The following is a 22490-nucleotide window of genomic DNA, read 5'->3' as shown; positions in this document are numbered from 1 at the left end:
GAATTCCCCTGGCTATGGGTGAAGTCGGGGGTGAAATTGTCCGCTCAATGTCCCGTAAAACGGTAAAATAGGACAATCCGAAGTCAGGACAGCAGGCCACGCCTCGCGGCTGCCGCGATGGCCTCGGACCGACTCGACACACCAAGCTTGCGGTACACCGCCTTCAACTGGGAACGCACCGTGTTCGCGGAGACAAACAGAGCGTGCGCGGCGGCCTCTACTGAGGCGCCGTCCGCGACCGCCCGCAGCGCGGCCAGCTCGCGTGGGGTCAGCGACTCCAGCATCGACGGAGGCGGGTAGACGGCTACAGGAAGGAGTTCCCACTCCACCTCACCCCCACCCTGCGTCACTGCCGACCGGGCTGCGTCGTCAATCAGCGACCACGCCCGTTCCAGGCGATAGGACTCGATCAGTTCTTCCGTCCGCGCCCCCGCGTCGGCCGCGCCCCCGTGTTCGTCTAGCATCGCGCAGCACATCAGATGCAGCACGGAGGCGTGTGCCCGCGCGCCAGGCCCCACGTGGCTGGCCCACTTGGCTCCCACCGCCTGGTCGAGCGCCGCGGTGACGTCGCCGAGCGCATATTGCGCGTGCGCGCGCATGACCCGCACGGTGGGCTGAGGGGGAAGGCGCTCGAGGACGGTCGCGGCGTGGCCCGGTTGCCCCAACGTCAAGCGCACCTCGGCCTCCGCCAGGCCGGAGAATAGGCTCGCCATGCCGGGTTCCCGCGTGGTTGACGAGTGGGACTTTTGCTGTCGCACCACTTCATCGAGCATGCTCAGAGCCGACCCGCTCGCTTGCGCGACGAGCACGCGGGCGTAGAGAGTGACGGCCCAGTACTCATCCTGGTCCGCGACCTTCGAGGGATCAATCAGGTGCTGACGGGCGATGTCGGGGTGGCCCTCCAGCACCTCCACCAAGGCTGCGGCCACGTTCTCCGCGACCATCGCGATACGCGTCCACCGGCCGCGCGGCTTGCGCAGGTCCTTGCCGCGCTCGAGCCAGGCGCGAGCACCCGGAACATCTCCGTCGAGCGCATCCATCAATGCCAGGCAGCCCACCGCGTTGCGCGGCACAAAGTCTACGCGCGAGGCCGGCCCCAGCTCGTAAGAGATCTCGAAATCCGCCCGCGCCCTGACGTCGTCGCCTGCGAGCTGCGCCGTGATGCCCCACTGCAGGAAGAGTCCCGGCCCAAAGTCCTTCAGCTTGCTGATCACCGCACCGCCGCTTAGCCATCGAGCGCGCATCGCATCCGCAATCGACACCGCCTCGGCGAAGTCCCCGCCGCGTCTCGCGCGGACCATCCTCCATAGGTCGAAGGTGGTGACGTCCCGGGACGACTGGGCCGGGCGCGAGGTCTCCGCGCCTTCCAGGCCATGCATGGCGGGGTGCGCCGGCACCAGGCCCTGGGTGTGCCACGACCGATCGTGCCCCCCTAGCGATTCCGCGCTGATGGCCACCTCCAGTCCCGCTTGCAGACCGAGGCGCGACTCTCGAAGGCTTGCGGGCAAGGCGCTCAGTGCCCACGTCGCGGTCGTATTGTGGCTGATGTACAACTCTGACCAGTGACGCTCGAACACCTCGACGGCCAGATCCCAGTTCTGCGCCTCGACTGCGTGATACAGAGCGATGTCGGGGACCGCGTCCACGTCCAGCCACTCTACGAGCCGGGCGTGTTCCACTGCTAGCGCCTCGCTGTCTTGCTGCATTCGGCGCCGGAGCAACCGCGCTCGGACGGCCGGCACCAGCACCAGCCGGGCATCGGCCCCCGCTCCCCGGACCGTAGCGATCTGGGCCCCCACCGCTGCGTCGACGATCTCCAGGAAACCACTCTCTCCGGCCGAAAGAAGGCCAAGCACGCCTCTGTCCACCCAGGTGGACGCCGCGGTCGCCTCCAGCACCTCCCTGATCCAGGGCTCGAGGCCGGTGAGCACCTCGTTGTCGAGGTACGCGTCCAACGCGTCCACCAGCGAATCGCGGTCCCTCGCGTCCACGGAGATCAGCATCGCTGCCGCCAGCGGCCACCCCAGCGCCAACCGGTGCACGTCGATCGGCTCTACTTCGCGGGATCGGACGCCCCTCAGCGCAACCAGCCCTTCGACCTCTTCGCGCCCCATTGCGAGCTGCTCGCTGTCGACGAGGAGCCCGTCCAAGGCCGCGGCCATGTACTCGGGGATCGCACGCGGGTCGGAGGTGATCAGCACTACGCGGCAGTTCAGCGCCTCGAGCAATTGCCTCACCGACGCGTGCAGCGGTAGCCCCTCGAGGGGTCGGGCACCCTCGATGACCACCGTCTCCAGCGCCGCGACCCTTGGATCCACCGCGAGCTCGGCGAGGACACTGCGGACCGCGTCGTCGTCCAGGCCGGACAGTGACAGCCACGCGCTTCGCTCGCGCCGGGCTGGCTCCGCCGCCAACCATTGCGCCACCACAGTTGCCTTGCCGTAGCCCGCGGGGGCGCAAACCACGGCGAGCCGCGTGCCGGAGTCCAACAGGGCGGAAACCGCGGGTCGCCGCAGGGATAGCGTCGGCACCCGGGGATGCCGGTCCAGCCGTAGCGCTGATCGATCAACGGATGCAGGCAATTGTCCCCCCTTGGGCGAGATTCTCACTGAAACGACTGTTCGCGCCCGAATCTGGCGCGCGATGTAGACACGAGTCTGCTGACGTTCCTGGGCGTGCGCCTAGAGGCTCGGGGCGAGACCCCCGGAGCGCGAGCTCGGGAACCGCAGTTCCGATTAGGCCTCGATGGAGGGGAACTTCCAGGAGCCATCCAGGATCTCCGCCCGGGGGCGGTACAGGCGCACCACGTAGTTCCATCCCTCCATGATCGGCAGGGTATTCGCCTCACCCGCGCCGCCGCCGAAACGGACCGTCACCGAGCCGTCTTCATTCGACTTTGCGACCACGCTGTTGACGCTGTAGACACCTTGCGGGTTGTCCTGGAAGTAGCCGGCGCCGTTGTACAGCGAGATCGACCAGAAGCCGTCAACCGGCACCTCCTGGACTGTCAACGTGTACTCGCCAACCGGCAGTTCTGGGGTGACGTTGACATAGACGGCCTGCTCGACGGGAAGGCCCCCCCAGCCCATAGCGGTGCCGATCAGGTGCCGCGTTGGGTCGACCTCTCCCCGCTTGCCGAACATCCGCTCGCTGCCACCGAGCCACTTGCCCAGCTCCAACAGCGCGGAGCGGGTGGCGTCGAGTGAGGCCACGTCGTAATCCGGCATCTCGAACGGGCGGGCGGTACCACCATCGATCACCAACGCGTCCTGCAACGCATTAACAATCGCCACGTCCTCGGCATCCTCCGGGTCGATGAGGACCCGCGCGAGTAGCGCAACGTACTCGGTCCCGAACTCGGCGGTGGTCAGCTCGTAGGTTCCGGGCTCGCTGAACGTGCGGCTGACGTAGTGATCCTGGTCAATGACCATCACCGTCACGTACCTGCCCGCGCCATCGGGCACCGTCAAGGTCGCGCCACCCGTGAGGTCCAGCACCGCCATGCTGTACAGCGTGTCGCGGTTCATGCGAATGATGGTCTGCTGGTCCACAGGGGTGGGGGTCCTCAGGTGATTCCACTTGCCTACACCGCCGGCCTGCTGGGCGATTCCCGCGAACATGCGGTCGCTCTCCGCTCGCGTGAAGTTATCGACATTGACACTAATAGCGCTCATGATTCCTCTTTCGATGCGGCACGGCTGGGTCTACGTAGACCCTACTTGCATCGCCGGCGACAGGGGGCGGCGCACGCCGGGTGGGCACGGCGGCGGTGTCGGGTGCCCGAGAAATATCGGGTGTCCTAGAAATAGGAGAGGCCCTCCCGCTGGCGGGAGGGCCTCTCTGTACTGTGCGCCCGGAGGGATTCGAACCCCCAACCTTCTGATCCGTAGTCAGATGCTCTATCCGTTGAGCTACGGGCGCGCCGGCCGCTAGGCCGAGTCACGAGTATACAGGCTTGCAGACTCGTGTTTGCACTCGCAGGCCAGTGGCGTTACATCCGGTGCCTGTGGGGCAAGTTCGTGAGCCTAGGAAGACTCGGCGCGGTGGATAGCCCAGGCTGCGTTGACGAGGCCCACATGGCTAAATGCCTGCGGAAAGTTGCCCAGCAGTTCACCAGTACCTGAATCGACCTCCTCGGCAAGCAGACCGACGTCGTTCACATAGCAAAGCACTGTGTCGAACACGGCGCGGGCCTCGTCGATACGCCCCTCGTCGGCCAAGACCTGAGCCAGCCAGAAGGTGCACAGCAGGAAGGTGCCCTCATCGCCTGCGAGCCCGTCCACACCTGACTCGGTTTCGTACCGGTAAACGAGCCCACGCGCATCGGTGAGGCGGCGAATAATGGCGTCCACGGTCGACACCATCCGGGGATCGGAGGCTGGCAGGAAGCCGACGATGGGCATCATCAGCGCCGCGGCGTCGAGGTGAGGGGAATCGAATGCCTGCGTGAAAGCCTCCGCCTCCTCGCTCCACCCGCGTGTGAGGATGGCCGCGCGGATGATAGAAGCTACCGATGACCACTCCTCAACTCGGTGGGCGGCGTGTAGTTGATCCGCGAGTTTGATCGCTCGGTCGAGAGCAACCCAGCACATGAGTTTCGAGTACAAGAAGTGTCGCGGCTCACCCCGAACCTCCCAAATACCATTGTCGGGCTGTTCCCACTGACGTGCGGCGGTATCCGCCAACGCAACTAAGAATTCGCGCGTGGCTGGCTCGATCTCGCCGAGTTGCTCGCGAAGCAGGTAGGCGGCGTCGAGGAGCTCACCGTAAACGTCTAGCTGAGGTTGGTTCCAGGCACCGTTTCCTACTCTGACCGGGGCGCTCTGGCGCCACCCTGACAGCTGCGGGAGCAAGTACTCGGTTAAGTCATGCTCGCCCCCGATGCCGAACATAATCTGAAGGTGGCGGTCGGGGCGAGAGTGCGCAGCCGCCGCGGTCATGAAGCCAAAGAATTCATGTGCCTCGTCGGGGCAGGCCGCTACCCACTGCGCCTGCATGGTGAAGCTCGCGTCGCGCACCCAGGAGTACCGGTAGTCCCAGTTGCGAGCACCGCCAACCTGTTCCGGCAGGGACGTTGTGGCTGCGGCGACGATAGCGCCCGTGGGTTGATAGCTCAGGGCCTGCAGAACGCGCCCTGAGTGCCGAACTAGGTCCTGCCAAGGGCCGACATAGCTCTGATGCATATCGGACCAACTCCGCCAGCTCCCAATGGTCGCGTCCAGCGCCGCCTTGATCTCCCCCCTGCTGTACGCGGGTGCAAGTGGTTCGCCGAGCGGGGTCCGTTGCAAAGCAAAATACTGATCCTCGCCAGCATCCAGGGCGAACTGGACCGATATCGCACCGTTCCTGGGTGCGGCGTCGATCGTCTCCGGCATCGACAAAGTGAGTTGGCCCGATCCCCCCGTACTCACAAAGCCGCGGTCGACTTCGCTGAAGACGGGGACTACCAAGCCGTACTCAGGGCGCGGCCGATAGGTCATCTCGACCACGACACGACCGGTGGTGCAACGCACACCCCTGAGCAGGGTGTGCGGGGCGCGCTCACCCAGGCGATGCGGATCCGACGAGGGCCCCAGCTCCATGGCATCAAGGAGTTCTATGTCGCCCGTTGCCGTGTGGAAAGTGGTGCGAAGAACCATCGTGCCGTCGACATACTCGCGCGTTGACGTTGCTGTCTCAGTGGTCTGGATTGACCAGTGCCCTGCGTCGTCGTCCAATATTGACGCGAAGACGGATGCGCTGTCGAACCGTGGGAAACAAAGCCACGAGACTGTCCCGTCCCGAGTCACTAGTGCGGCAGAGTGCCGGTCCGACAGGAGGCCGTGGTCGGCGATAGGGGTTGCGCTCATGCTCACACTCCGAGGCTTAGTTGTTCTCCGACGTGGGCACCACTTCGGGTGCCCCCACTACCTACACGCGGAATCTTCCTAGCGACTCTTGAGGACGCGCACCGCGACCAGACCCAGAATAACCCCGTAGATCAAGTGCCCCATAAGAGAGAACATGTTGGTGCTGTCCAGATTGAACAGCGGCATGTCCATCATCAGGGGCATGATCAGCAGCGGACCGAGGATCCACCACACCGCGCCGTAGGCCAGACCGACGACTGCTCCGCGGCCATATGAGCTGAGCAGTCGGTTGCCAAACAACACCGTCAGGCCCAGCCCGATCATGACCGAGATCATGAGATGCAATCCGAAGCCCACAACTGGGGAGGACGAGTCAACCATGGAGGCGAGTGTCGGGAGCATGCCCATCATGGCCATGAGCATCCCAAAGACCACACCACCCGCTAATCCACCGAGCACTCCGGCAAGGACACGCCGCCCGAACGAGGCGGAGAGGGTGCCGGGATGCTGCGCATCAGCCTGCGAAACCGAGGATACGGATGAATCTGACATGAGAGCGAACCCTTCATCATTGAGGATCGAGCTATTCCTCACACGATAAGAGCCTCCGGTAAGCGTGGTCTGCGATCTCGGACACACAAGACACTGAATCGCCCCACCAACAACAAAGCCCCTCCCAATGGAGGGGCCAAGTAGCGCAAATGTCGGGAATCATCTGTCAAATGAATCCCGACACATCACAATGGCGGAGACGGTGGGATTTGAACCCACGGACGGATTGCTCCGTCACATCCTTAGCAGGGATGCGCACTAGGCCGGACTATGCGACGTCTCCTCGCGAGAACACAGACTACCCGCCAAAGCGGGTACTTACCAAAGCGTCCGTGTACTGCTAGCGGAGAGTGCGGGATTCGAACCCGCGGAGGCGGGTTACGCCTCAACAGTTTTCAAGACTGTCACCTTCGGCCGCTCGGTCAACTCTCCTGGGTGTGGCGCCCAAAAGCGCCACCGTGCGATTATGCCAGGTCGCGGGCCCGGCGCGTTCCCCCGACCCCGCTACGGCCTTGCGGTGCCGTTGTGCCAGCCCGGGTAAAGGCCCGGCGAGATCACCTTGAGCTCGTAAAGATCCGCCACCCGAGCGAGGTCGCCGTCGTACGTGGCGATCGTGTCGATGGCACTGTGAGCAACCGCCGCGCCCAGGTGCAGCGCGGCGAACGGCTTGAGCACCACTGACGCGTGCGTAGACACCGACACATTCTCATCGGAGAAGCGAATCACCGGCATCTTGGCCCGCACCTGCTCAACCACGTCGAAAGCCTGGGTCTTAGACTCCCGCGGGAACAGCTCAGCGGCCTGACGCAGCTCGGTCAACCCAAGTTGCGTGGTGGCGAGGGCGTCGATGCGAGGCACCGCCCACTCGTTCCACTCGTCGAAATACCGCACTCCCGGCAGGAAGCGGATCAGCGCGGTGCCATCGACATAAATCACAGGTCACACACTATCCCTGTACCGGGCTACGGGCGCACACGGTTGATCCGTGAAGCCCGTAGCCCCGCACGAACTGTTAGTCGTTCTTGAGACGCTTCATCGCGAGCTGCACGACCGCGATCAAGGCCTGCTTGGTGGCGGCCTTCTCGCGCGCGTCCGTGTACATGATGGGGGTCGTGGGCGACAGACCGAGCGCTTCGCGTACGTCCTCGAGCTGGTGACGGGCGACCCCGTCGAAGCAGTTGACGCACACCACGAACGGGATGCCCTTGCCCTCGAAGTAGTCGACCGCGGGGAAGCACTGGTCCAGGCGTTCTGTGTCGACCAGCACGGCCGCACCAATAGCGCCGCGCACCAGGTCATCCCACATGAACAGGAACCGGTCCTGACCAGGCGTTCCGAACAGGTAGAGCCACAGCGAACCCGGCAGCGCGATGCGGCCAAAGTCCATCGCGACCGTCGTGGTGGTCTTGCGGTCCGTGACCCCACCAGCATCGTCGACGCCAACGGAGTGCTCCGTCATGGCGGCTTCGGTGTTGAGGGGATCGATGTCGGAGATCGAGCCGATGAAGGTGGTCTTGCCTACGGCAAATCCACCCGCAATCACGATCTTGACAACGGTAGGGGCTGCGATCGGAGCGCTGGGCGCCACCGTCGCTTCAGAGGGCTGCGATGCCATCGAGGACACTCTCCAGGAGACTCAAGGAAACTCGGCCGGACTCGTCGTGCGTAGATGCGTCGCTCGCCGTTCCGCCGGTGTGAATTTTCAGATGATTTTGATCGGCAAGATCCGTCACGAGCACCCGGACCACACCAAGCGGAAGCCTGGTGTGAGCCGAGAGTTCAGCCACGGATTGGTACTGCCCCGCAGCGAGCTGCAGGATCTTCTTTTTCTCCGGGGTCAGACCCCGCAAAACCTGAGAGTCGGACAACGCCTCGACGAGGGCCTCCATCGGGAGGTCGACGCTCGCGGCGCTAATCCGGCCGCCCGTGACGGCATAAGGGCGCACTGTGTACGCCTCTTCATCCTCATATTCGGGTGCCATCGTAGAGTCCGTCATAGTGCCCTAGGCGCGCGTGGCGCCATCCGTGGGCAGGTTCTGACGCATCTCGGTGATCAGTTGCGGCGTGAGCGCGTTTTCTGTGCGCGACACCAGCAGGGTCATTTCGTAGCCCACGAGGCCCACGTCGCAAGTGGAGTCAGCCGCAACGGCCAAGACAGAGCCGTTGGAGACGCTCATCAGGAAAAGGAACAGCTCGTCCATCTCGATGATGGACTGGCGAACCTCACCCGCTTGGAGCTGACGCGCTGCGCCACGGGTCAGGGAAGCCATACCGGAAACAACCGCGGCTAGCGTGTCGCCACCTGTTCGGTCCAGGTTCTTCGACATCGCCATGAGCAGACCGTCAGCGCTAACGACTAGCGTGTGGCGAGTGCCGGGAACGGTCTGGACAAAGTTGTCCAGAAGCCATCCAAAGTTGGTGGCTTCAGTACTGAGCGCGGTCACTGCTCCTCCTTGAGGTTGCTGCCCCGGGTCCGGAGCTGTAGTTCACTGTTGTTGGTCATACTCTCATTCCTTCGTCTCAGTCGTCGCCTGAGACCGCTCGAACTCGGCCGCATCAGAACGTGCACGCGCGGTGCCTGAATAGAAACTGCTGAACCGCGAGCGGACGTCGTCTGCGTTGCGTTCGCGCGGCGCGACCACAACTTCCTCCTCGATGGGAGTGACTTCGACGGGAGGCGCATCGGCCGTCCGTCGCTTCTGGAGGCCAGCGCGCGTCTTCTCCACCTTGGGGCGTGACGAGGACAGGGAGCTGAACTCGCTAAACGCGCTCGACAGATCCGATCCGCCCGTGGGTTCAGAGTCCAAGTCCACCTTGGGGCTGTACGACGTCTGAACGTCCGGCGCGGCGGCCTGAAGTGCGCTGGCACCCGCGGCCTCCCAACCGGTGGGGCTCGCCAGTTCATCGGGCGAGAAGCCCTGCTCTCTGGGCGCACTCTCGCCGCGCGGCGTGAAAAACCCAGTCGCGACCGGCGCCACTGGCGCAGGTACCGCAGCCTGCTCAGCCACCGGCTCGGGATCACTCTCGGGCTGGCGCTGGGGCCAGGAGGTGTCCGGCACGCTCTGGTCCGCGGGCTCGTGGAGCGAGACTCGGGTGGGCGCAAACGAGGTCGGCGCCGGCTCGGCTTTAGGAAGGGCCTCGACGATGGGCGTGAACGACTGTCCACTGGGTGCGGGTTCGGGCTCGACAACCGGCACGTGGGCGGGTTGCGCTCCTGCGCCTGCACCGTCGTGGGTCGGCGCGAAGCCCCTAGTGGCCGCTCCGGGCTGCTGCGTAGGCGTCGGGGAGTAGGGCTGGGTGGTGGGCGCGAAGGGCGACGGCGCCGCCGGGGCGCCAGAGGCCGCATCAGCTGCCGCCGTCTCCGCGTCCTTCTTCCCGCGTCCGAATAGGCGAGAGAAGAAGTTTGGCTTCTCGTCGTCACTACCCGCCATCAACTCGTCCATGCTCGGAGTCGCTGTCAGCGCGGCCAGCTCCGCCGGGCTGAGGTCACCTGCCGGCGCTGCCGGGGCTGGCGCCTGCTGGAACGCCGTAGCACCTGTGGCGACGGCCGGAGCCGACTCCGTGAACGTCGGACCGGTCTCGAGCGAGACCTCCTCGACGCCGTAAGGCTGGGCAGGCGCAGCGTCGTACTGGGGTGCAGCGTCGTACTGGGGCGCCGCGTCGTACTGGGGCGCCGCGTCGTACTGGGGCGCCGCGTCGTACTGGGGCGCCGCCTCGTACTGGGGCGCCGCCTCGTACTGAGGCGCCGCGTCGTACTGAGGCGCCGCGTCGTACTGAGGTGCATCTTCCTGCTCCGCCGAGTACTGCTGGGGAGCCGCGGGTGGCGCGCCCCACTGGGGAGCCGCGTCGGGCGTATCGTCCTCTTCGAGCATCGGAACGATCATCGGGCCCTCGTCGACCACAGGCTCCTCCGGGGCCGGGGCCTCCGGGGCGTCGTCCTCGAGCGTCGGGATGGTCCACTCGTCCTGCGACGGCTGGGCAGCCTGGGCCGTGGGCTCCTGGTCCTGTGCTGCACGAACCGGCAGCTCAGTCGCCGCTTCGACGGCGGGCGCGCTGTGGTGCTGCGCGCCGTCGTCGAACTTGGGCATGGCGAAGCTTGGGCGGGCGTCCGCGGCCGGCGTGGCTGCTTCGGCGAACTGATCGTCCTCGAGCATCGGGACCGGCGGCATGGCGTCGGGAGTGTGCTGCGCGACTGGGTCCGGAGCGGAAAGAGCTGCCGGGGCATCGGGCAGCACGCCTCGGCGAGCCGCCTGACCCATCGACTCTGCTTCGGGGTCTACTGCGGCAGATGCGTCCTGCTCCGACTCCTTGCGGGACCGGAAGCCACGGAACATCGAGGCCCGCTCCTCAGCGGTCTGCGGCGCGATCTCTTCGGGGGAGACAGACGGCTTGAAGCCGCTTGCGGTGTCCGCGTCGAGCGCGCTCAGCTGGTCTTGCGTCGCACGCGCCGGGAGGCCAATGATCTTGGAACGCTCCTCGTCGCTGGTGACGCTCGACTCGGGCGCGGAGCGGCGCCGGCGGGCGGGCAGCCCTGAGGCAGTCATCCCTCCCGACAGTGATGCGGCATCGACAGCCGTGGCCGCTGGCGCGGCGGCGGCATCGGCCGCAATCAGGTCGTCAACCGACGGCTCGGCGGAAGCCTCCGCACTCGGTTGCGCGGCGGGCGACGGCTCGGCCGGCGCATCGGCGATCCGGCCGGAAAGGCTCGCGCCGGCCTGTACTGCCGCTGGCTGGTACGCCGGGGCGCCCGGGCGCTTGGTCGCGTCTGGCTCGGTCGTGGAGTCCATTACCTCGTCGGCAAGGGTGTGTCCCACGAGCGCTGCGGGGGCGTGCAGGTTGGTGTCGGCCACGCCCTCGGTGACGCGTGCGACCGGCTCCTGAACGCGGTCGTCGAACAGCGACGGCGGCATGGTGACGGTGGCGAGCGTGCCAGCGCCCTCCTTGGACTGGATTACGACGCGGGCGCCAACGCGGCGGGCAATGCGCCCGACCACGAACAGGCCCAGTCGCTGCGCTCCGAGGATCTCCGACGCGGCGGTCGAGGCCACGCGGTTGTTGGCCTCTTGGAGCTCGTGAGTCGACATACCGATGCCGGAGTCCTCGACCTCCACGACGATGTTGCCGTCGCGCGTCGACGTGCGAACAACCACCGGGCTGCCGGGGTCGGAGAACACGGTGGCGTTCTCGAGTAGCTCAGCAAACAGGTGTGCGGCGGTCAGTGCGGAGTGACCAACCATGGCGGGGTCCGCGTCGAGCTCGAGCTGGACCCGCTCATAGAGCTCAATCTCGGACGACGCCGTACGAATAACGTCAGCCAGCGGCATCGGGCGGCGCAAGCGTCGACCGGTGTCAATGCCTGCGAGCACGAGCAGCGACTCAGAGTTACGACGCATTCGCGTTGCCAGGTGGTCGAGCGCGAAGAGTCGCGTCAGCGTGGACGGGTCGTCCTCGGTCCGCTCCATCTCATCGATGGAGGACAGCTGACGGTTCAGGAGCACCTGGTCACGGCGGGCGACGTTAACGAACATCTCCGAGATCGAACCACGAAGAGCGGCCTGCTCACCTGCGATGGCGAGCGTCGCCGCGTTAACGCCGTTGAACGCCTCGGCCAGTCGGCCAATCTCGTCATTCGACTCGACGGGGATCTGGACCTCGGATACGTCGACCTGCTGGCCGGGTACCGCGACGCGCTCCACCATGCGGGGAAGCTCCTGACGGACGGCGGTAGCCGTGGTGGTCAGGCGGCGAAGCGGGCCGATGATGCGGCGGGCGATCGAGAGTGCGATGAAGATCGTGGCCGCCACCACGAGCACGGCGCCGACGATCGTCAGGATCGTCTGCAAGATGGTGGACTGCAACGCGTCCGATGACGTGGTCTGCGCGTCCTCCCAGAGCGAGTCGCGGATCGGGATCTGCGCGTCGAGCTCGAGGTCAACCTGGCCTGGCCAGTCGCTACCGCGCTCACTGACGAGCGAGGTGTCGAGCCCGGAGGCGATATTTGTGCGGATCGACTCGAATGACCACGTGTCGCCGGAGGCGGCATTAGCCGAGGCTCCGAACGGCGGCACCGGCTCGGTGACGCCAAGCGGGTCGACCGTGTCCTGCGCGTTAGTCAACGCGATGTCCGATAGTGCGACCAGCGTGCGCTGGTACGTCGAGGATCCGGGAAGGAAGTAACCGGCGCGTAGCAGCGTGTCGGTGTACACCTCTTCAGCCCGGATGCGCTCGACGAGGATGTCCATCGAGTTGTAGGCACGGAGCTGGCCTGCGAGCGTACGGTCGGAGGCCACGTTTGCGACGTCGGAAGACAACTTGACGATGGGCTCGAGGGTGTCGCCATAGTAATTTGACAGCACCGCGACAGAAACGCTGCTGTTCACGACCTGGGTGCGCACGTTCGGCAGCTGCGCGAGCTGCTCCGCGGCCTCCGTCACGGTGAGCAAGACCGGCTGGTTCAGTTCGCTGTCGGCGATGTTGTCCGTCGCGGTGACGTAGGCGTCCTCGGAGGCATCGCTGACGGGCAGCGCGGCGATCAACGCTTCCTGCAGGGGAACTGGGTTCGTCAGGTATTCCTGGGTCTTGTCGCCCTCGAACTTGACGGCGAAGGAGAGTCGGGCAAGGTTGCTTCGCAGGCCTGCCGACGACGGCGTGGCCTCGCTGATGGCGTCGATCTCCTCGCCGATGGCTGCGTAGCTGTCGGCGGTTGCCTGGACCTCGTCGGTGCTGGGGAAGGTGGGCCATTCGCCGAGTTCGTTGTCGGTTATGTTGATCGATCGAAGAGTCTCGAGGAAGACGTCCGGCTGCGTGCGGTTGAGCGCCGCGTTAACCTCCGCCAGGGACTTTTCGCCCTCGGGGGTGGGGTTCGCTGCGACAGCTTCGTCGAGACCGGTCAGCGCATCGTCAGTTGACGACTCAGCGTCGCCGCGCTTATCGTCCCCATCGTTGACCGCATCGACGTAATTCACGGAGAGGTTGCGCTCTGCCTGGAGGTCGGCCTCAAAGGCGCGGCTCGCGTCGAGCACGCTGAGCAGCTGCTCCACGTTCCGGGCACTATTCAAAGACTGGGTCGCGTTCAAGGTCACGACGCCAACGGCGAGCAGGAGCACAAGGATAGGCACTGCTACTACCGCGAGGATCTTTCCTCGAATGTTCAGCCTCTGGAGCATGGAACCTCTCCCTCATGGACGTCCGCGAATACGGTCGCCGCTTACCTTGCACACAACGGTGCGTGCGATCCTCACGGTTATCGGCCACTGTGGCGCAAACATGAGCGCACACAAGCGCTGTGTTTAGTGAGACGCTTGAGTGACGGCACTATGACGCGACGGACGTGGGTGATTTTTGGTGCAGGTGGCAAGTTTGCCCTATTTTGGGGCTCCTGAGGTATTCGCCCTGGTTGATACCCCCGCTCCGATCGCGGGGGCACGCGAAGTCGTGATCACTGTCGCGGCGGCAGGAATCAACCGTGCCGATGTGCTTCAACGACAGGGCAACTACCCTCCCCCGGCCGATGCGCCCGACTGGCCCGGTCTCGAGGTTTCGGGTCGCGTGGCGTCAGTCGGAGCCGACGTCACTCGCTGGGCACCCGGCGATCGCGTGTGCGCGCTACTCGGCGGCGGCGGCTACGCGGAAGTGGTGGCGGTGCACGAGGACCTGGTCCTGAGCGCGCCCGCGGGAGTCGACCTTATCGACGCAGCCGGTCTGGTCGAGACCGCCTGCACCGTGTGGTCAAACCTGGATGCGGCGTCGGCCCGGCGGGGCGAGACCCTCCTCGTGCACGGCGGCGCGGGCGGCATCGGCACCATGGCCATCCAATGGGCTCGGTGCCTCGGAATGCGCGTCATCGCGACCGCGGGTAGCGCGCAGCGCGCGCAGGCGTGCCTGGACCTCGGCGCGGACCACGCTATCGACTACACGAGCGAGGACTTCGAGCACACGGTGAACCAGCTGGGCGGCGCGGACGTGATCCTCGACGTGGTGGGTGCCGCGTACCTCGAGCGCAACCTGGCGGCGCTGCGACCCGACGGCCGTCTCGTGGTGATCGGTCTTCAGCAGGGCGCCACGGCCACCATCAACCTGGGCACGCTGCTGGGAAAGCGCCTGAGCGTCATCGGCACGTCGCTGCGCTCGCGCCCGCACGCCCAGAAGGCGCAGATAGTGCAGGGGGTCACGCGCGACCTGTGGCCCCGGATCCCGACGGACATCCGCCCGGTCACGCATGCGCGATACGCACTCGCCGACGTCTCCACCGCTCATCGCGATCTCGAGGCTGGCGGCGTGCTCGGCAAGTTGCTGCTGGTGCCCTAGCCCCCTACGACGACGGCTGGCCTGCGCCTCGACACGATCAGCAGGTAACCGAGCGGGATCAGCAGGCAGATTCCAACGATCGATAGCCCGGCGTAGCCCACCAGGGCGAGTACCAGTCCGGAGCCCGCGCCAGCCGTGGCGCCAGCCAGCCCCATCAAGAGGTCAGACGTCCCTTGCACATCCGTGTTGCTCACCCGTGCGTCGCCCAGGTGAGCTCCCGCCGACAGCAGGGTGGATCCGGCGATGATGCATGCGGACCAGCCCAGCCCAATGACGAGCAGGCCCCAGGTGATCCACTGCTGCGCCGCCGAGTGGGCCATCCGGTCGTCGGCGAATCCGGCCATCATGGTGGCCAAGGCCCCAACGGCAAGGAGCGCGGCCCCGAGCGAGATGACCCGGGTGGCTCCCCATCGGTCCGTCGCCCAACCGAACACGGGACTCATGGCGTACATCCCGGCGACGTGAATGCTGATCACGAGACCGATGAACGTGAGGCTGGAGCCGTGGCCGTGGAGGTGCACCGCGCTCATGGCCATGATTCCCACCATGACCGCGTGGCCGGTCGCGAGCGCCACCAGGCCTATCAGGCCCTCCCTGCGCGACACCACGGCGGCGAGCGTCACCCGGATAGACGCCGGCACGCGAGGCGCGCCTATGGGTCCTCTGCCTCGCAGCCCAAGGCGGAGTATCGCCACCGCCGCCAGCAACGCGGCGACGGTCAGCACCCACGGCCCGGCCAGGTCCGGCAGGCCCAGTCGGTCGGCGACCGTCGCGCCGAACTCGATCAGGTTGGGGCCGAGCACTGCGCCCGCGGTGGAGGCCCACACCACGATCGACAGGTTGCGGCCACGATGGTGAGGCTCGACGCTGTCGGTCGCGGCGTAGCGCGCCTGCAGTCCCACGGCGGTGCCGCCGCCGACCAGCAAGGCTCCCAGGAGCAGCACAGCGAAACTTGAGTAGGCCGCGGCGACGATGATGGTGCCCGACCCCGTCGCCGCTATCAGTAGCCCGGTAGTCAGCGCGACCCGACGTCCGGCGCGCGCGGCGAGGCGCGCCAGCGGGACGGCGAGCACGGCGGCGCCCAGCACCATCGCAGTGGTGGGTAGCCCGCTGAGGGAAGTCCGCCCGGTAATGTCCTCCGCCAGCAGGCCGCCTACCGCTAGCCCCGCGGCGACGCCGACCGACGTGAAGAGCTGAGAAGATCCCAGTACCGCTGTGCGGCGACGCCTAGCCTCCCCGCCAATAAAGACGGGGACCGCAGGCGTTGAGTCGGTCACAACACCGCGAGACGCTTCGGGTCGATCATCGGCAACAGCACGTCGAGCACGCCGTCGTCCTCGACGCTCGGCACCACCCGGTCTGCCGTCGCGCGGACCGGCTCGAGCGCGTTGCCCATGGCGGCGGACCTGCCGGCCCACTTCAGCATCTCGATGTCGTTGTTGCCGTCCCCCACCGCGACCGTGTGGTCGGGGTAGACGCCCAACTGGCGGCGCAGGGTCTCCAGCGCGGACGCCTTGCTCACTCCGGGAGGCGTGAGGTCCAGCCAGGCGCTGTAGCCCACGGCGTACGTCACGTCGCTGAGGCCGATGCGGTGAACCAGGTCGTCAAAGTGGCTCACGTCCGCGCCGGGGGCGCGGATCACCACGCGGGTGCACTCCTCCTCGTAGAGCTCCTCGAAGGTATCCACGACGCGCTGACGTCCCACCAGCTCTCCCATGGGGAACTCCTGGCTGACGCGAAAGCCAACGCCCAGGTCCTCGACTGCGAAGAACGCGTCCGGCATCTCGTCACGAATGAGCTCGAGGGCGGCGCGGGGGTTGAAGGTGACCTTCTCGATGATGTCGTAGCCGCCGGGCGACGCGGGGTTGAGCCGAATGGTCACCGCGCCGTTGGAGCACACTGCCCAGCCCCTACGGATGCCCAGCGTCTGCGCCACCGGCAGGGTCGCGACGATGTTTCGACCGGTCGCGAGGATGACGTGGTTGCGGCACATGCGGACCTTCTCCACCGCGTCCACGACGGCGGGCGAGATGGAACCACCCCAGTGCATCAGCGTGCCGTCAATGTCGAGGCCGATCAACTGCCACGAGGAGTCATCGAGCGGCGGATTCATGGCACGGTCTTCATCGGTCATGCCTAGACCCTATGACGGCGCCCTGACTCGTGCGAACACCGACATCTGACGCTTAGGTAAACACGCTGATGCCCGCTACCCGTCGATGAGTGCCAGAAAGTTAGCTTTCCGGCCACTTAACGACTGCTGGGACGCGAAGCGGCTGCGAGAACCGCGTCGAGCACAGTGGCGACTCCGTCCGCCTCGATGGACCCGGTGACCATGTCCGCCTGAGCCTTCACCTCATCGGGCGCCTGGCCCATGGCCACCGCAGTGCCCGCCCACTCGAACATCGGGAAATCATTGGTGCCGTCCCCCACCGCGACAGTGTTGCAAGCCGGCACGTCGTACTTGAGGTGCAGCGACTCGAGCGCATACGCCTTGGTCACCCCCGGCGCGGCGACGTCAATCCACCCGATTCCGAGGTCCGTGTACGCGTGGGTCTGGATCTCAAGGTGCTCAACCGTCGCGTGGAGTTCTTTTCCCCCCGCCGATGCGCAGCTCACCATGAGGGCGGAGGCGGCGGCGGCATCGCCGTCCGTGAGCGGCCGATGACTTCCGGACACGGAGCCCTCGGCGAACGGCGCACCGATCGCGTAGCCCACACCCACGTCCTCGACGCCGTAGCAAATGTCCGGGTGCGCAGCGAGCAGGGCCGCGATCGTGGCGCGGGCGTCGAATGACTCGCGCGCCACCACCTCGAAGTCCTGACCGTCGGACGCCGTACGTATGGTGACGGCGCCATTGGAGCACGCCAAGTCCACATCGCCCCAGCGCTCCTGGCGCGCGAGCCACATCGCGGACGTCACCTGGCGTCCGGTCGCGAACACCACGTGAATCCCCGCCGCGCGGGCCCGCGCGAGCGCATCCGCGACAGCGGGGGTCACCGTGCCCGGGGCTCGAACTTCAGCGCCAAGGGGCTGAGATGCACACGTATCGTCGATGTCGAGCGCGACCAGCACCGGGGCGGACGGATCGAACTCAAAGGCAATGTCCACCCCGGTCACGTTTACGCGACCGGCTCAAGCACCTCGAGGCCGCCCAAGTAGGGCCGCAGCACGGGAGGCACGTACACGGAGCCGTCGGCCTGCTGGTGGTTCTCGAGCAGCGCCACAATCCACCGCGTGGTACCGATGGTGCCGTTCACGGTCGCGACGGCCTGGGTGCCGCTCTCGCCGCGCTCGCGGATTCCCAGGCGGCGCGCCTGGTAGGTGGTGCAGTTGGAGGTAGAGGTGACTTCCATCCAGCGCTCCTGGCTAGGCAGCCATGCCTCGCAGTCGAACTTACGCGCCGCGCTCTGGCCCAGGTCACCCGCCGCGGTATCGATCACGCGGTACGGCAGTTCGAGCGCGTTGAGCATGGACTCCTCGACGGCGAGGAACTTCGCGTGCTCGGCGGCCGCCTCGGCAGCCGTGACATAGCTGAACATCTCCACCTTGTGGAACTGGTGGACGCGAATGATCCCGCGGGTGTCGCGGCCGGCGGATCCCGCTTCGCGCCGGTAGCACGCACTCCAGCCGGCGTAGCGGATCGGGCCGTCTGAGAGGTCGAGGATCTCATCAGAGTGGTAGCCGGCGAGCGCCACCTCGGAGGTCCCCACTAGGTAGAGCTCGTCCTTGTCGAGGTAGTAGATCTCGTCCGCGTGGTTGCCCAAGAATCCGGTGCCGGCCATCGTCTCCGGCTTCACCAGGGTGGGTGTGATCATGGGGCTGAAGCCCGCATCCTGGGCGGCCGCCATCGCCGCGTTCAGGATCGCTAGTTCGAGCCGCGCACCAATCCCGGTGAGGAAGTAGAAGCGCGCGCCGGAGACCTTCGCGCCGCGCTCCATGTCGATCGCCTTGAGGCCCTCGCCAATGGCAAGGTGGTCCTGCACGTCGATGCCCTCGGCGGCGAAGTCGCGCGCCTGCCCCTCGTGCCGCAGCACGGTGAAGTTATCCTCGCCGCCGGAGGGCACTCCTACATCGGGGATATTTCCCAATGAGCGCGCCAGCTCTATTGCGCGGGCCCCGGCGGCGTCCGCCACGGCCTGCAGTTCCTTGACCTCGCCCGCGATTGCCTTGGCGCTGGTCAGCGCTGCCTGCTTCTCGTCGCCCTTGGCCTGCGCGACGGTCTTGCCCAGCGCCTTCTGCTCGGCGCGCTTGGCCTCGAAGGACGCGAGCGCAGTGCGGTTTTCCGCATCGGCCGCAAGAACGGCGTCGACGATGGCGGGGTCTTCGCCGCGCGAAACCTGGCTAGCCCTCACTACATCGGGGTCATGGCGGAGCAGTTTCAGGTCGATCATGCAGGTAAGTCTAACGTCGGGGAATAGGCTGGAGGCATGATCGCTATCATTCTGGGTTCCTTGGGGCTGCTGCTAGGCCTCATCGCCCTCGTGATGAGCATCGCGACAACCCGCCACCTTGGCAAGCGCGATCCGAGCGCCGTGCCCCCCAGGGTGCGCAAACTACTGGGCATCAAGTCACGGCCCACGCACCACCTCGAGCAGTCCGGCACCCCGTCCGCCGGACGCGAGCGCCTCGCCTTTGTCGCGAATCCCACCAAGAACGGCATCTCCGAGCTGCGCGAGCTGTCGATGCGCGCCTGCTCCGCCCGCTACATGCCGGAGCCGCGGTGGTACTTCACCACGAAAGAGGATCCCGGCGAAGGTCAGGCCCGTCAGGCCATCGCGGACGGCGCCGATGTAGTGGTCGCCGTGGGTGGCGACGGAACGGTCCGTGCGGTGGCCGCGGCGGTAGCCGGGACCGAGACGTCCCTGGGCATCCTGCCGATGGGCACCGGAAACCTCTTCGCCCGCAACGCCAACCTGCCCCTCACGGACGCCCCCGCGCAGATGCGCACCGTCATCGAAGGCGACGAGGTCGCGATCGACGTGGTCTGGCTCGACGTTGAGCGCGAGCACAACTCGGCGGCGCCGCCCGAGCGTCACATCTGCCTGGTGATCGCGGGGGCCGGCTTCGACGCCGAGATGGTGGCCGGGACGGACGACAAGCTCAAGCACAGGATCGGCTGGTTCGCCTACTTCCTCGCCGCGATCAAGTTCACCGCCGATGCGCGGATGGAGGCGTCGGTGTCCGTCGACAACTCCAAGCCCGTCAGCAGCCAGATGCGCACGGTGATGATCGCGAACGTCGGCAGCCTCCCCGGCGGCCTCAAGCTGATCCCCGACGCGTCCGTCACCGACGGGTTGCTCGACGTGGCGACGCTGGACGCGCGCGCTGGCGTGGTCGGGTGGACCGACCTGTTCGGCACCGTCGTGGCACAGGGCGCCGGCGTCAAGCAGCCCGAGGTCCTCAAGGCCTACCGCACCTCGCGAATCGACCTCGCGCGCGGCAAGTGTGTCGAGATCCAGATGAAGGTGGCCCAGAAGATTCAGGTCGACGGCGAGTCGCTCGGTACCGCCACGGGACTTCGCGCCGAGGTCGCGCACGGCGCGCTCAAACTGCGGGTCCGCAAGGGCGACAAGGCCTTCACCATCCCACCCGAGGCGGACACGGACGCCAACGCGAACCTCGAGGTCGACCTCGACCTTGAGCTCGGTATCGAGGCAACCCCGGCGACCACGTCAGCCGACGAGCCGGCAAAGTAGGCGCGGGCGCCCACCAACTACTCGGCTTCGCGCAACCCCTGGACCCAGGCACGCGCGGACTCAAAGTCGGTGTTCGACGTGCCCGGCGCGACCTGCGTGATGGACGCATTCGCCGTGGGGTACGAGCCGAGGAACACCACGCGCGGGCACGTGCGCTTGAGGCCGATGAGCACCTCGGACATGCGCTCATCCGCGATGTGGCCCAGGGCGTCCATCGAGAACGAGTACTCGCCCGGACGCTCTCCGATGGGCCGTGACTCGATGCGCGACAGGTTCACCCCGCGGGCCGCGAACTGCTCGAGCATCTCCAGGAGCGCTCCGGAACGATCCGTGGGCAGGTGCACCACCAGAGTGGTCTTGTCGGCCCCGGTGGGCGCGGGCAGCGCGGCGGGCCTGCCGACTCGCACAAAGCGGGTCGCCGCATTGGGGTTGTCGGCGACGCCGTTGGCGACGACGTCGAGCCCAAAGCGGGCACCCGTACCGGGGGGCGCCAGGGCCGCCTCGAAACCTACCTCTGCTAGCGACAGCGATTCATCGGCCAGGCGCGTCGGCGCCGCGGCATTCGACGATGCCGGCACAAAGGTCACCTCGGGCAGCTCGCGGTGTGCCCAGCGGCGGCACTGCGCCCACCCGTGGGAGTGGCAACTGATGCGCTCGATGTCGCCCATCTGGGTTCCGCGACGCGCGACGAGTTCGAACTCGATCGGCAGCACCAGCTCTCCCAGAATCACCAGCGGCGAACCCACTGCGAGCGTGTCGAGCGTCGCGGTGACCCCGCCCTCGACCGTATTCTCGATCGCCACGACGGCGAAGTCCGCGGTGCCGTCGCGCACGGAACCCAGCGCGGTCAGCACGTCGACACACGGGACGTCTTCGACCTCAAGGTCGCCGACGATGCGGCGCAACGCGAGTTCCGTAAAGGTCCCCGCGGGGCCTAGGTACGCGTAGCGGGGCAGGTCGGTCACTGTGGCTCCTTCGACGGCGCGCGCTTGGCTTGAGGCGCAGCCTTTTTGGGCGTCGCTACCTTGTCGGGCGCGGCTGGCTTGATCTTTGGGGACGCGTTCGCGGGCGCAAGGGTCTTCTTTGTCCTGGAGCTGGCACGCTTCTTTGTTGCGGGAACCTTCTTGCTGGAGGCAGGCTCGGCCTCAAGGGTTGATTCGCCAGGGGCAACGCTCTCGCCTGCTGCCGCATCGGCGCTCTGATCGGCCCCGTCCGGCGCAGTTCCCCCGAAGGGAAGTCTGTCTACTACGGCGCCAGTGGTCGTCGACAGCAGCGCGCGCGCTCTGCGCGCAGCGATAGCCATCTGCACGTCGCGGAGGCGCACTAGCCGCTGCGCCGTAGTGCGCTTCGCCTTGCGGATTGGCTTGTGCAAGATCTCGCACTCCACCTCCGACACGAGCAGGCCGGCGTGCAGCACGTCCAGCGTCATTCCCGCCTCGAGCCCGTCGCCGCGGGCGAGCGGGATGGCCGCCTCGAACGCCTCGCGCGTGAGGCACCGGACGCGGCTGAGCGGCTGACGTGGCACCCAGTTGGAGGCGCGTTCGATGGCCTTGCGGGCGGCGGAGGAGGAAACCCCGGCGGCGGTCTTGCCCCCGGCGGTCAGGCCGATGGCCAGGTCCGTCACGGACTCTGTCACCGCGGGAATGAGTGGTGCTGCGCCGATCGCGTAGTTTCCTAGCGCGCCGTCGAGCAGCAATAGCGCGCGGGGCGGCCGGCCCGGGAGGTCGCGCATGGCCACGACCGACGCGCCTGTCTCGATGGCCTCGGTACGCCCTCGGTTATGTGAGTGCCGAACGACGACCGCGCCAGCCTTGCGCGCTAGGTCCTGGGTGTTGTCGGTGGAGCCGTCGTCCACCACGAGGACGAGGTCGACACCCGGTATGGCACGCGCCGCGCGCACGGTGGCGGCGATTCGGCGTGCCTGGTCGTGGGCCACGATCAGTGCCGCCACCGAGGTCTCGGTGGGCGCCTCAGCGGCGTTCGCCTTTGCCTTGGTGGACCTGCGTCGTCGCTGGGTAGCGCCCGTTTTTGGCGCGCCACCTGCCACGGCGGGGGACGCATCGGGGTCGGCGGGGTTTTCCAC

At 66.7% G+C, this 22490-nt stretch carries 17 protein-coding genes and 3 tRNA genes; 2 read left to right on the top strand and 18 right to left on the bottom strand.

The window, feature by feature from the left end:
* Positions 1 to 83: 83 nt before the first annotated feature.
* From ACQU6B_RS00685 to ACQU6B_RS00630, 12 genes are all read right to left on the bottom strand, one after another.
* Positions 84 to 2582, bottom strand: a complete 2499-nt coding sequence (locus ACQU6B_RS00685) for a LuxR C-terminal-related transcriptional regulator (RefSeq protein ID WP_430868127.1) — start codon at positions 2580 to 2582, stop codon at positions 84 to 86.
* A 153-nt stretch (positions 2583 to 2735) separates the two neighbouring features.
* On the bottom strand, positions 2736 to 3674 hold the full coding sequence (locus tag ACQU6B_RS00680) for a DUF1214 domain-containing protein (RefSeq protein WP_430868126.1): 939 nt from the start codon (positions 3672 to 3674) through the stop codon (positions 2736 to 2738).
* Positions 3675 to 3848: 174 nt separating this feature from the next.
* Positions 3849 to 3921, bottom strand: a tRNA-Arg gene (locus tag ACQU6B_RS00675).
* 104 nt (positions 3922 to 4025) lie between these two features.
* Positions 4026 to 5849, bottom strand: a complete 1824-nt coding sequence (locus tag ACQU6B_RS00670; RefSeq protein ID WP_430868125.1) for a glycoside hydrolase family 15 protein — start codon at positions 5847 to 5849, stop codon at positions 4026 to 4028.
* A gap of 78 nt (positions 5850 to 5927) precedes the next feature.
* Positions 5928 to 6401: a hypothetical protein gene (locus ACQU6B_RS00665; protein WP_430868124.1), complete on the bottom strand. Its 474-nt coding sequence runs from the start codon at positions 6399 to 6401 to the stop codon at positions 5928 to 5930.
* Between the two features lie 191 nt (positions 6402 to 6592).
* Positions 6593 to 6684 (bottom strand) — tRNA-Ser (locus ACQU6B_RS00660).
* 61 nt (positions 6685 to 6745) lie between these two features.
* Positions 6746 to 6833: transfer RNA gene (locus ACQU6B_RS00655), tRNA-Ser, on the bottom strand.
* A 72-nt stretch (positions 6834 to 6905) separates the two neighbouring features.
* Positions 6906 to 7337 (bottom strand): PIN domain-containing protein, encoded by a 432-nt coding sequence (locus ACQU6B_RS00650; protein WP_430868123.1) that lies wholly within the window; start codon positions 7335 to 7337, stop codon positions 6906 to 6908.
* A gap of 76 nt (positions 7338 to 7413) precedes the next feature.
* Positions 7414 to 8016, bottom strand: a complete 603-nt coding sequence (locus ACQU6B_RS00645) for a GTP-binding protein (RefSeq protein ID WP_430868122.1) — start codon at positions 8014 to 8016, stop codon at positions 7414 to 7416.
* Positions 7997 to 8383 (bottom strand): DUF742 domain-containing protein, encoded by a 387-nt coding sequence (locus ACQU6B_RS00640; protein WP_430868121.1) that lies wholly within the window; start codon positions 8381 to 8383, stop codon positions 7997 to 7999. The genes ACQU6B_RS00645 and ACQU6B_RS00640 overlap by 20 nt, the downstream gene beginning before the upstream one ends.
* Positions 8384 to 8404: 21 nt before the next feature.
* Positions 8405 to 8845 (bottom strand): roadblock/LC7 domain-containing protein, encoded by a 441-nt coding sequence (locus ACQU6B_RS00635; protein ID WP_061963129.1) that lies wholly within the window; start codon positions 8843 to 8845, stop codon positions 8405 to 8407.
* Between the two features lie 63 nt (positions 8846 to 8908).
* Positions 8909 to 13567 (bottom strand): ATP-binding protein, encoded by a 4659-nt coding sequence (locus ACQU6B_RS00630; RefSeq protein WP_430868120.1) that lies wholly within the window; start codon positions 13565 to 13567, stop codon positions 8909 to 8911.
* 184 nt (positions 13568 to 13751) lie between these two features.
* On the opposite strand from ACQU6B_RS00630, the gene ACQU6B_RS00625 reads away from it, so the two are divergent.
* The gene (locus ACQU6B_RS00625) at positions 13752 to 14708 is read left to right on the top strand and encodes an NAD(P)H-quinone oxidoreductase (RefSeq protein WP_430868119.1); all 957 of its coding nucleotides are present in this window, start codon (positions 13752 to 13754) and stop codon (positions 14706 to 14708) included.
* Here the strand turns inward: ACQU6B_RS00625 and ACQU6B_RS00620 are convergent.
* From ACQU6B_RS00620 to serS, 4 genes are all read right to left on the bottom strand, one after another.
* Complete coding sequence (locus tag ACQU6B_RS00620; RefSeq protein ID WP_430868118.1) at positions 14705 to 15985, bottom strand: MFS transporter; 1281 nt, start codon at positions 15983 to 15985, stop codon at positions 14705 to 14707. The two genes, ACQU6B_RS00625 and ACQU6B_RS00620, sit on opposite strands and share 4 nt — an antisense overlap.
* Positions 15982 to 16842, bottom strand: a complete 861-nt coding sequence (locus ACQU6B_RS00615) for an HAD family hydrolase (RefSeq protein ID WP_430868117.1) — start codon at positions 16840 to 16842, stop codon at positions 15982 to 15984. The genes ACQU6B_RS00620 and ACQU6B_RS00615 overlap by 4 nt, the downstream gene beginning before the upstream one ends.
* Positions 16843 to 16958: 116 nt before the next feature.
* Positions 16959 to 17819 (bottom strand): HAD family hydrolase, encoded by an 861-nt coding sequence (locus ACQU6B_RS00610; protein WP_430868116.1) that lies wholly within the window; start codon positions 17817 to 17819, stop codon positions 16959 to 16961.
* Positions 17820 to 17830: 11 nt separating this feature from the next.
* Positions 17831 to 19102, bottom strand: a complete 1272-nt coding sequence (gene serS / locus ACQU6B_RS00605; protein ID WP_430868115.1) for a serine--tRNA ligase — start codon at positions 19100 to 19102, stop codon at positions 17831 to 17833.
* A 36-nt stretch (positions 19103 to 19138) separates the two neighbouring features.
* On the opposite strand from serS, the gene ACQU6B_RS00600 reads away from it, so the two are divergent.
* Positions 19139 to 20407: a diacylglycerol/lipid kinase family protein gene (locus ACQU6B_RS00600; RefSeq protein ID WP_430868114.1), complete on the top strand. Its 1269-nt coding sequence runs from the start codon at positions 19139 to 19141 to the stop codon at positions 20405 to 20407.
* A gap of 17 nt (positions 20408 to 20424) precedes the next feature.
* Here ACQU6B_RS00600 and pheA read toward each other — a convergent pair whose 3' ends face one another.
* Together pheA and ACQU6B_RS00590 are read right to left on the bottom strand one after the other, a co-directional pair.
* Complete coding sequence (pheA, locus tag ACQU6B_RS00595; RefSeq protein WP_430868113.1) at positions 20425 to 21372, bottom strand: prephenate dehydratase; 948 nt, start codon at positions 21370 to 21372, stop codon at positions 20425 to 20427.
* Positions 21369 to 22490: a glycosyltransferase gene (locus ACQU6B_RS00590; RefSeq protein WP_430868112.1), complete on the bottom strand. Its 1122-nt coding sequence runs from the start codon at positions 22488 to 22490 to the stop codon at positions 21369 to 21371. Before ACQU6B_RS00590 ends, pheA begins: the two co-directional genes overlap by 4 nt.

The sequence above is a fragment of the Demequina aurantiaca genome (genome assembly GCF_050598105.1).
Classification (GTDB): Bacteria; Actinomycetota; Actinomycetes; order Actinomycetales; family Demequinaceae; genus Demequina; species Demequina aurantiaca_A.
Note: the sequence above shows the minus strand (reverse complement) of the source record. Positions and strands in the feature narration are given on the sequence as shown.

Coding starts and splice junctions, on each gene's coding strand:
- serS (WP_430868115.1), bottom strand. CDS start 19,102: ATGATCGACCTGAAACTGCTCCGCCATGACCCCGATGTAGTGAGGGCT.
- ACQU6B_RS00615 (WP_430868117.1), bottom strand. CDS start 16,842: ATGACCGATGAAGACCGTGCCATGAATCCGCCGCTCGATGACTCCTCG.
- ACQU6B_RS00680 (WP_430868126.1), bottom strand. CDS start 3,674: ATGAGCGCTATTAGTGTCAATGTCGATAACTTCACGCGAGCGGAGAGC.
- ACQU6B_RS00640 (WP_430868121.1), bottom strand. CDS start 8,383: ATGGCACCCGAATATGAGGATGAAGAGGCGTACACAGTGCGCCCTTAT.
- ACQU6B_RS00630 (WP_430868120.1), bottom strand. CDS start 13,567: ATGCTCCAGAGGCTGAACATTCGAGGAAAGATCCTCGCGGTAGTAGCA.
- ACQU6B_RS00665 (WP_430868124.1), bottom strand. CDS start 6,401: ATGTCAGATTCATCCGTATCCTCGGTTTCGCAGGCTGATGCGCAGCAT.
- ACQU6B_RS00670 (WP_430868125.1), bottom strand. CDS start 5,849: ATGAGCGCAACCCCTATCGCCGACCACGGCCTCCTGTCGGACCGGCAC.
- ACQU6B_RS00645 (WP_430868122.1), bottom strand. CDS start 8,016: ATGGCATCGCAGCCCTCTGAAGCGACGGTGGCGCCCAGCGCTCCGATC.
- ACQU6B_RS00600 (WP_430868114.1), top strand. CDS start 19,139: ATGATCGCTATCATTCTGGGTTCCTTGGGGCTGCTGCTAGGCCTCATC.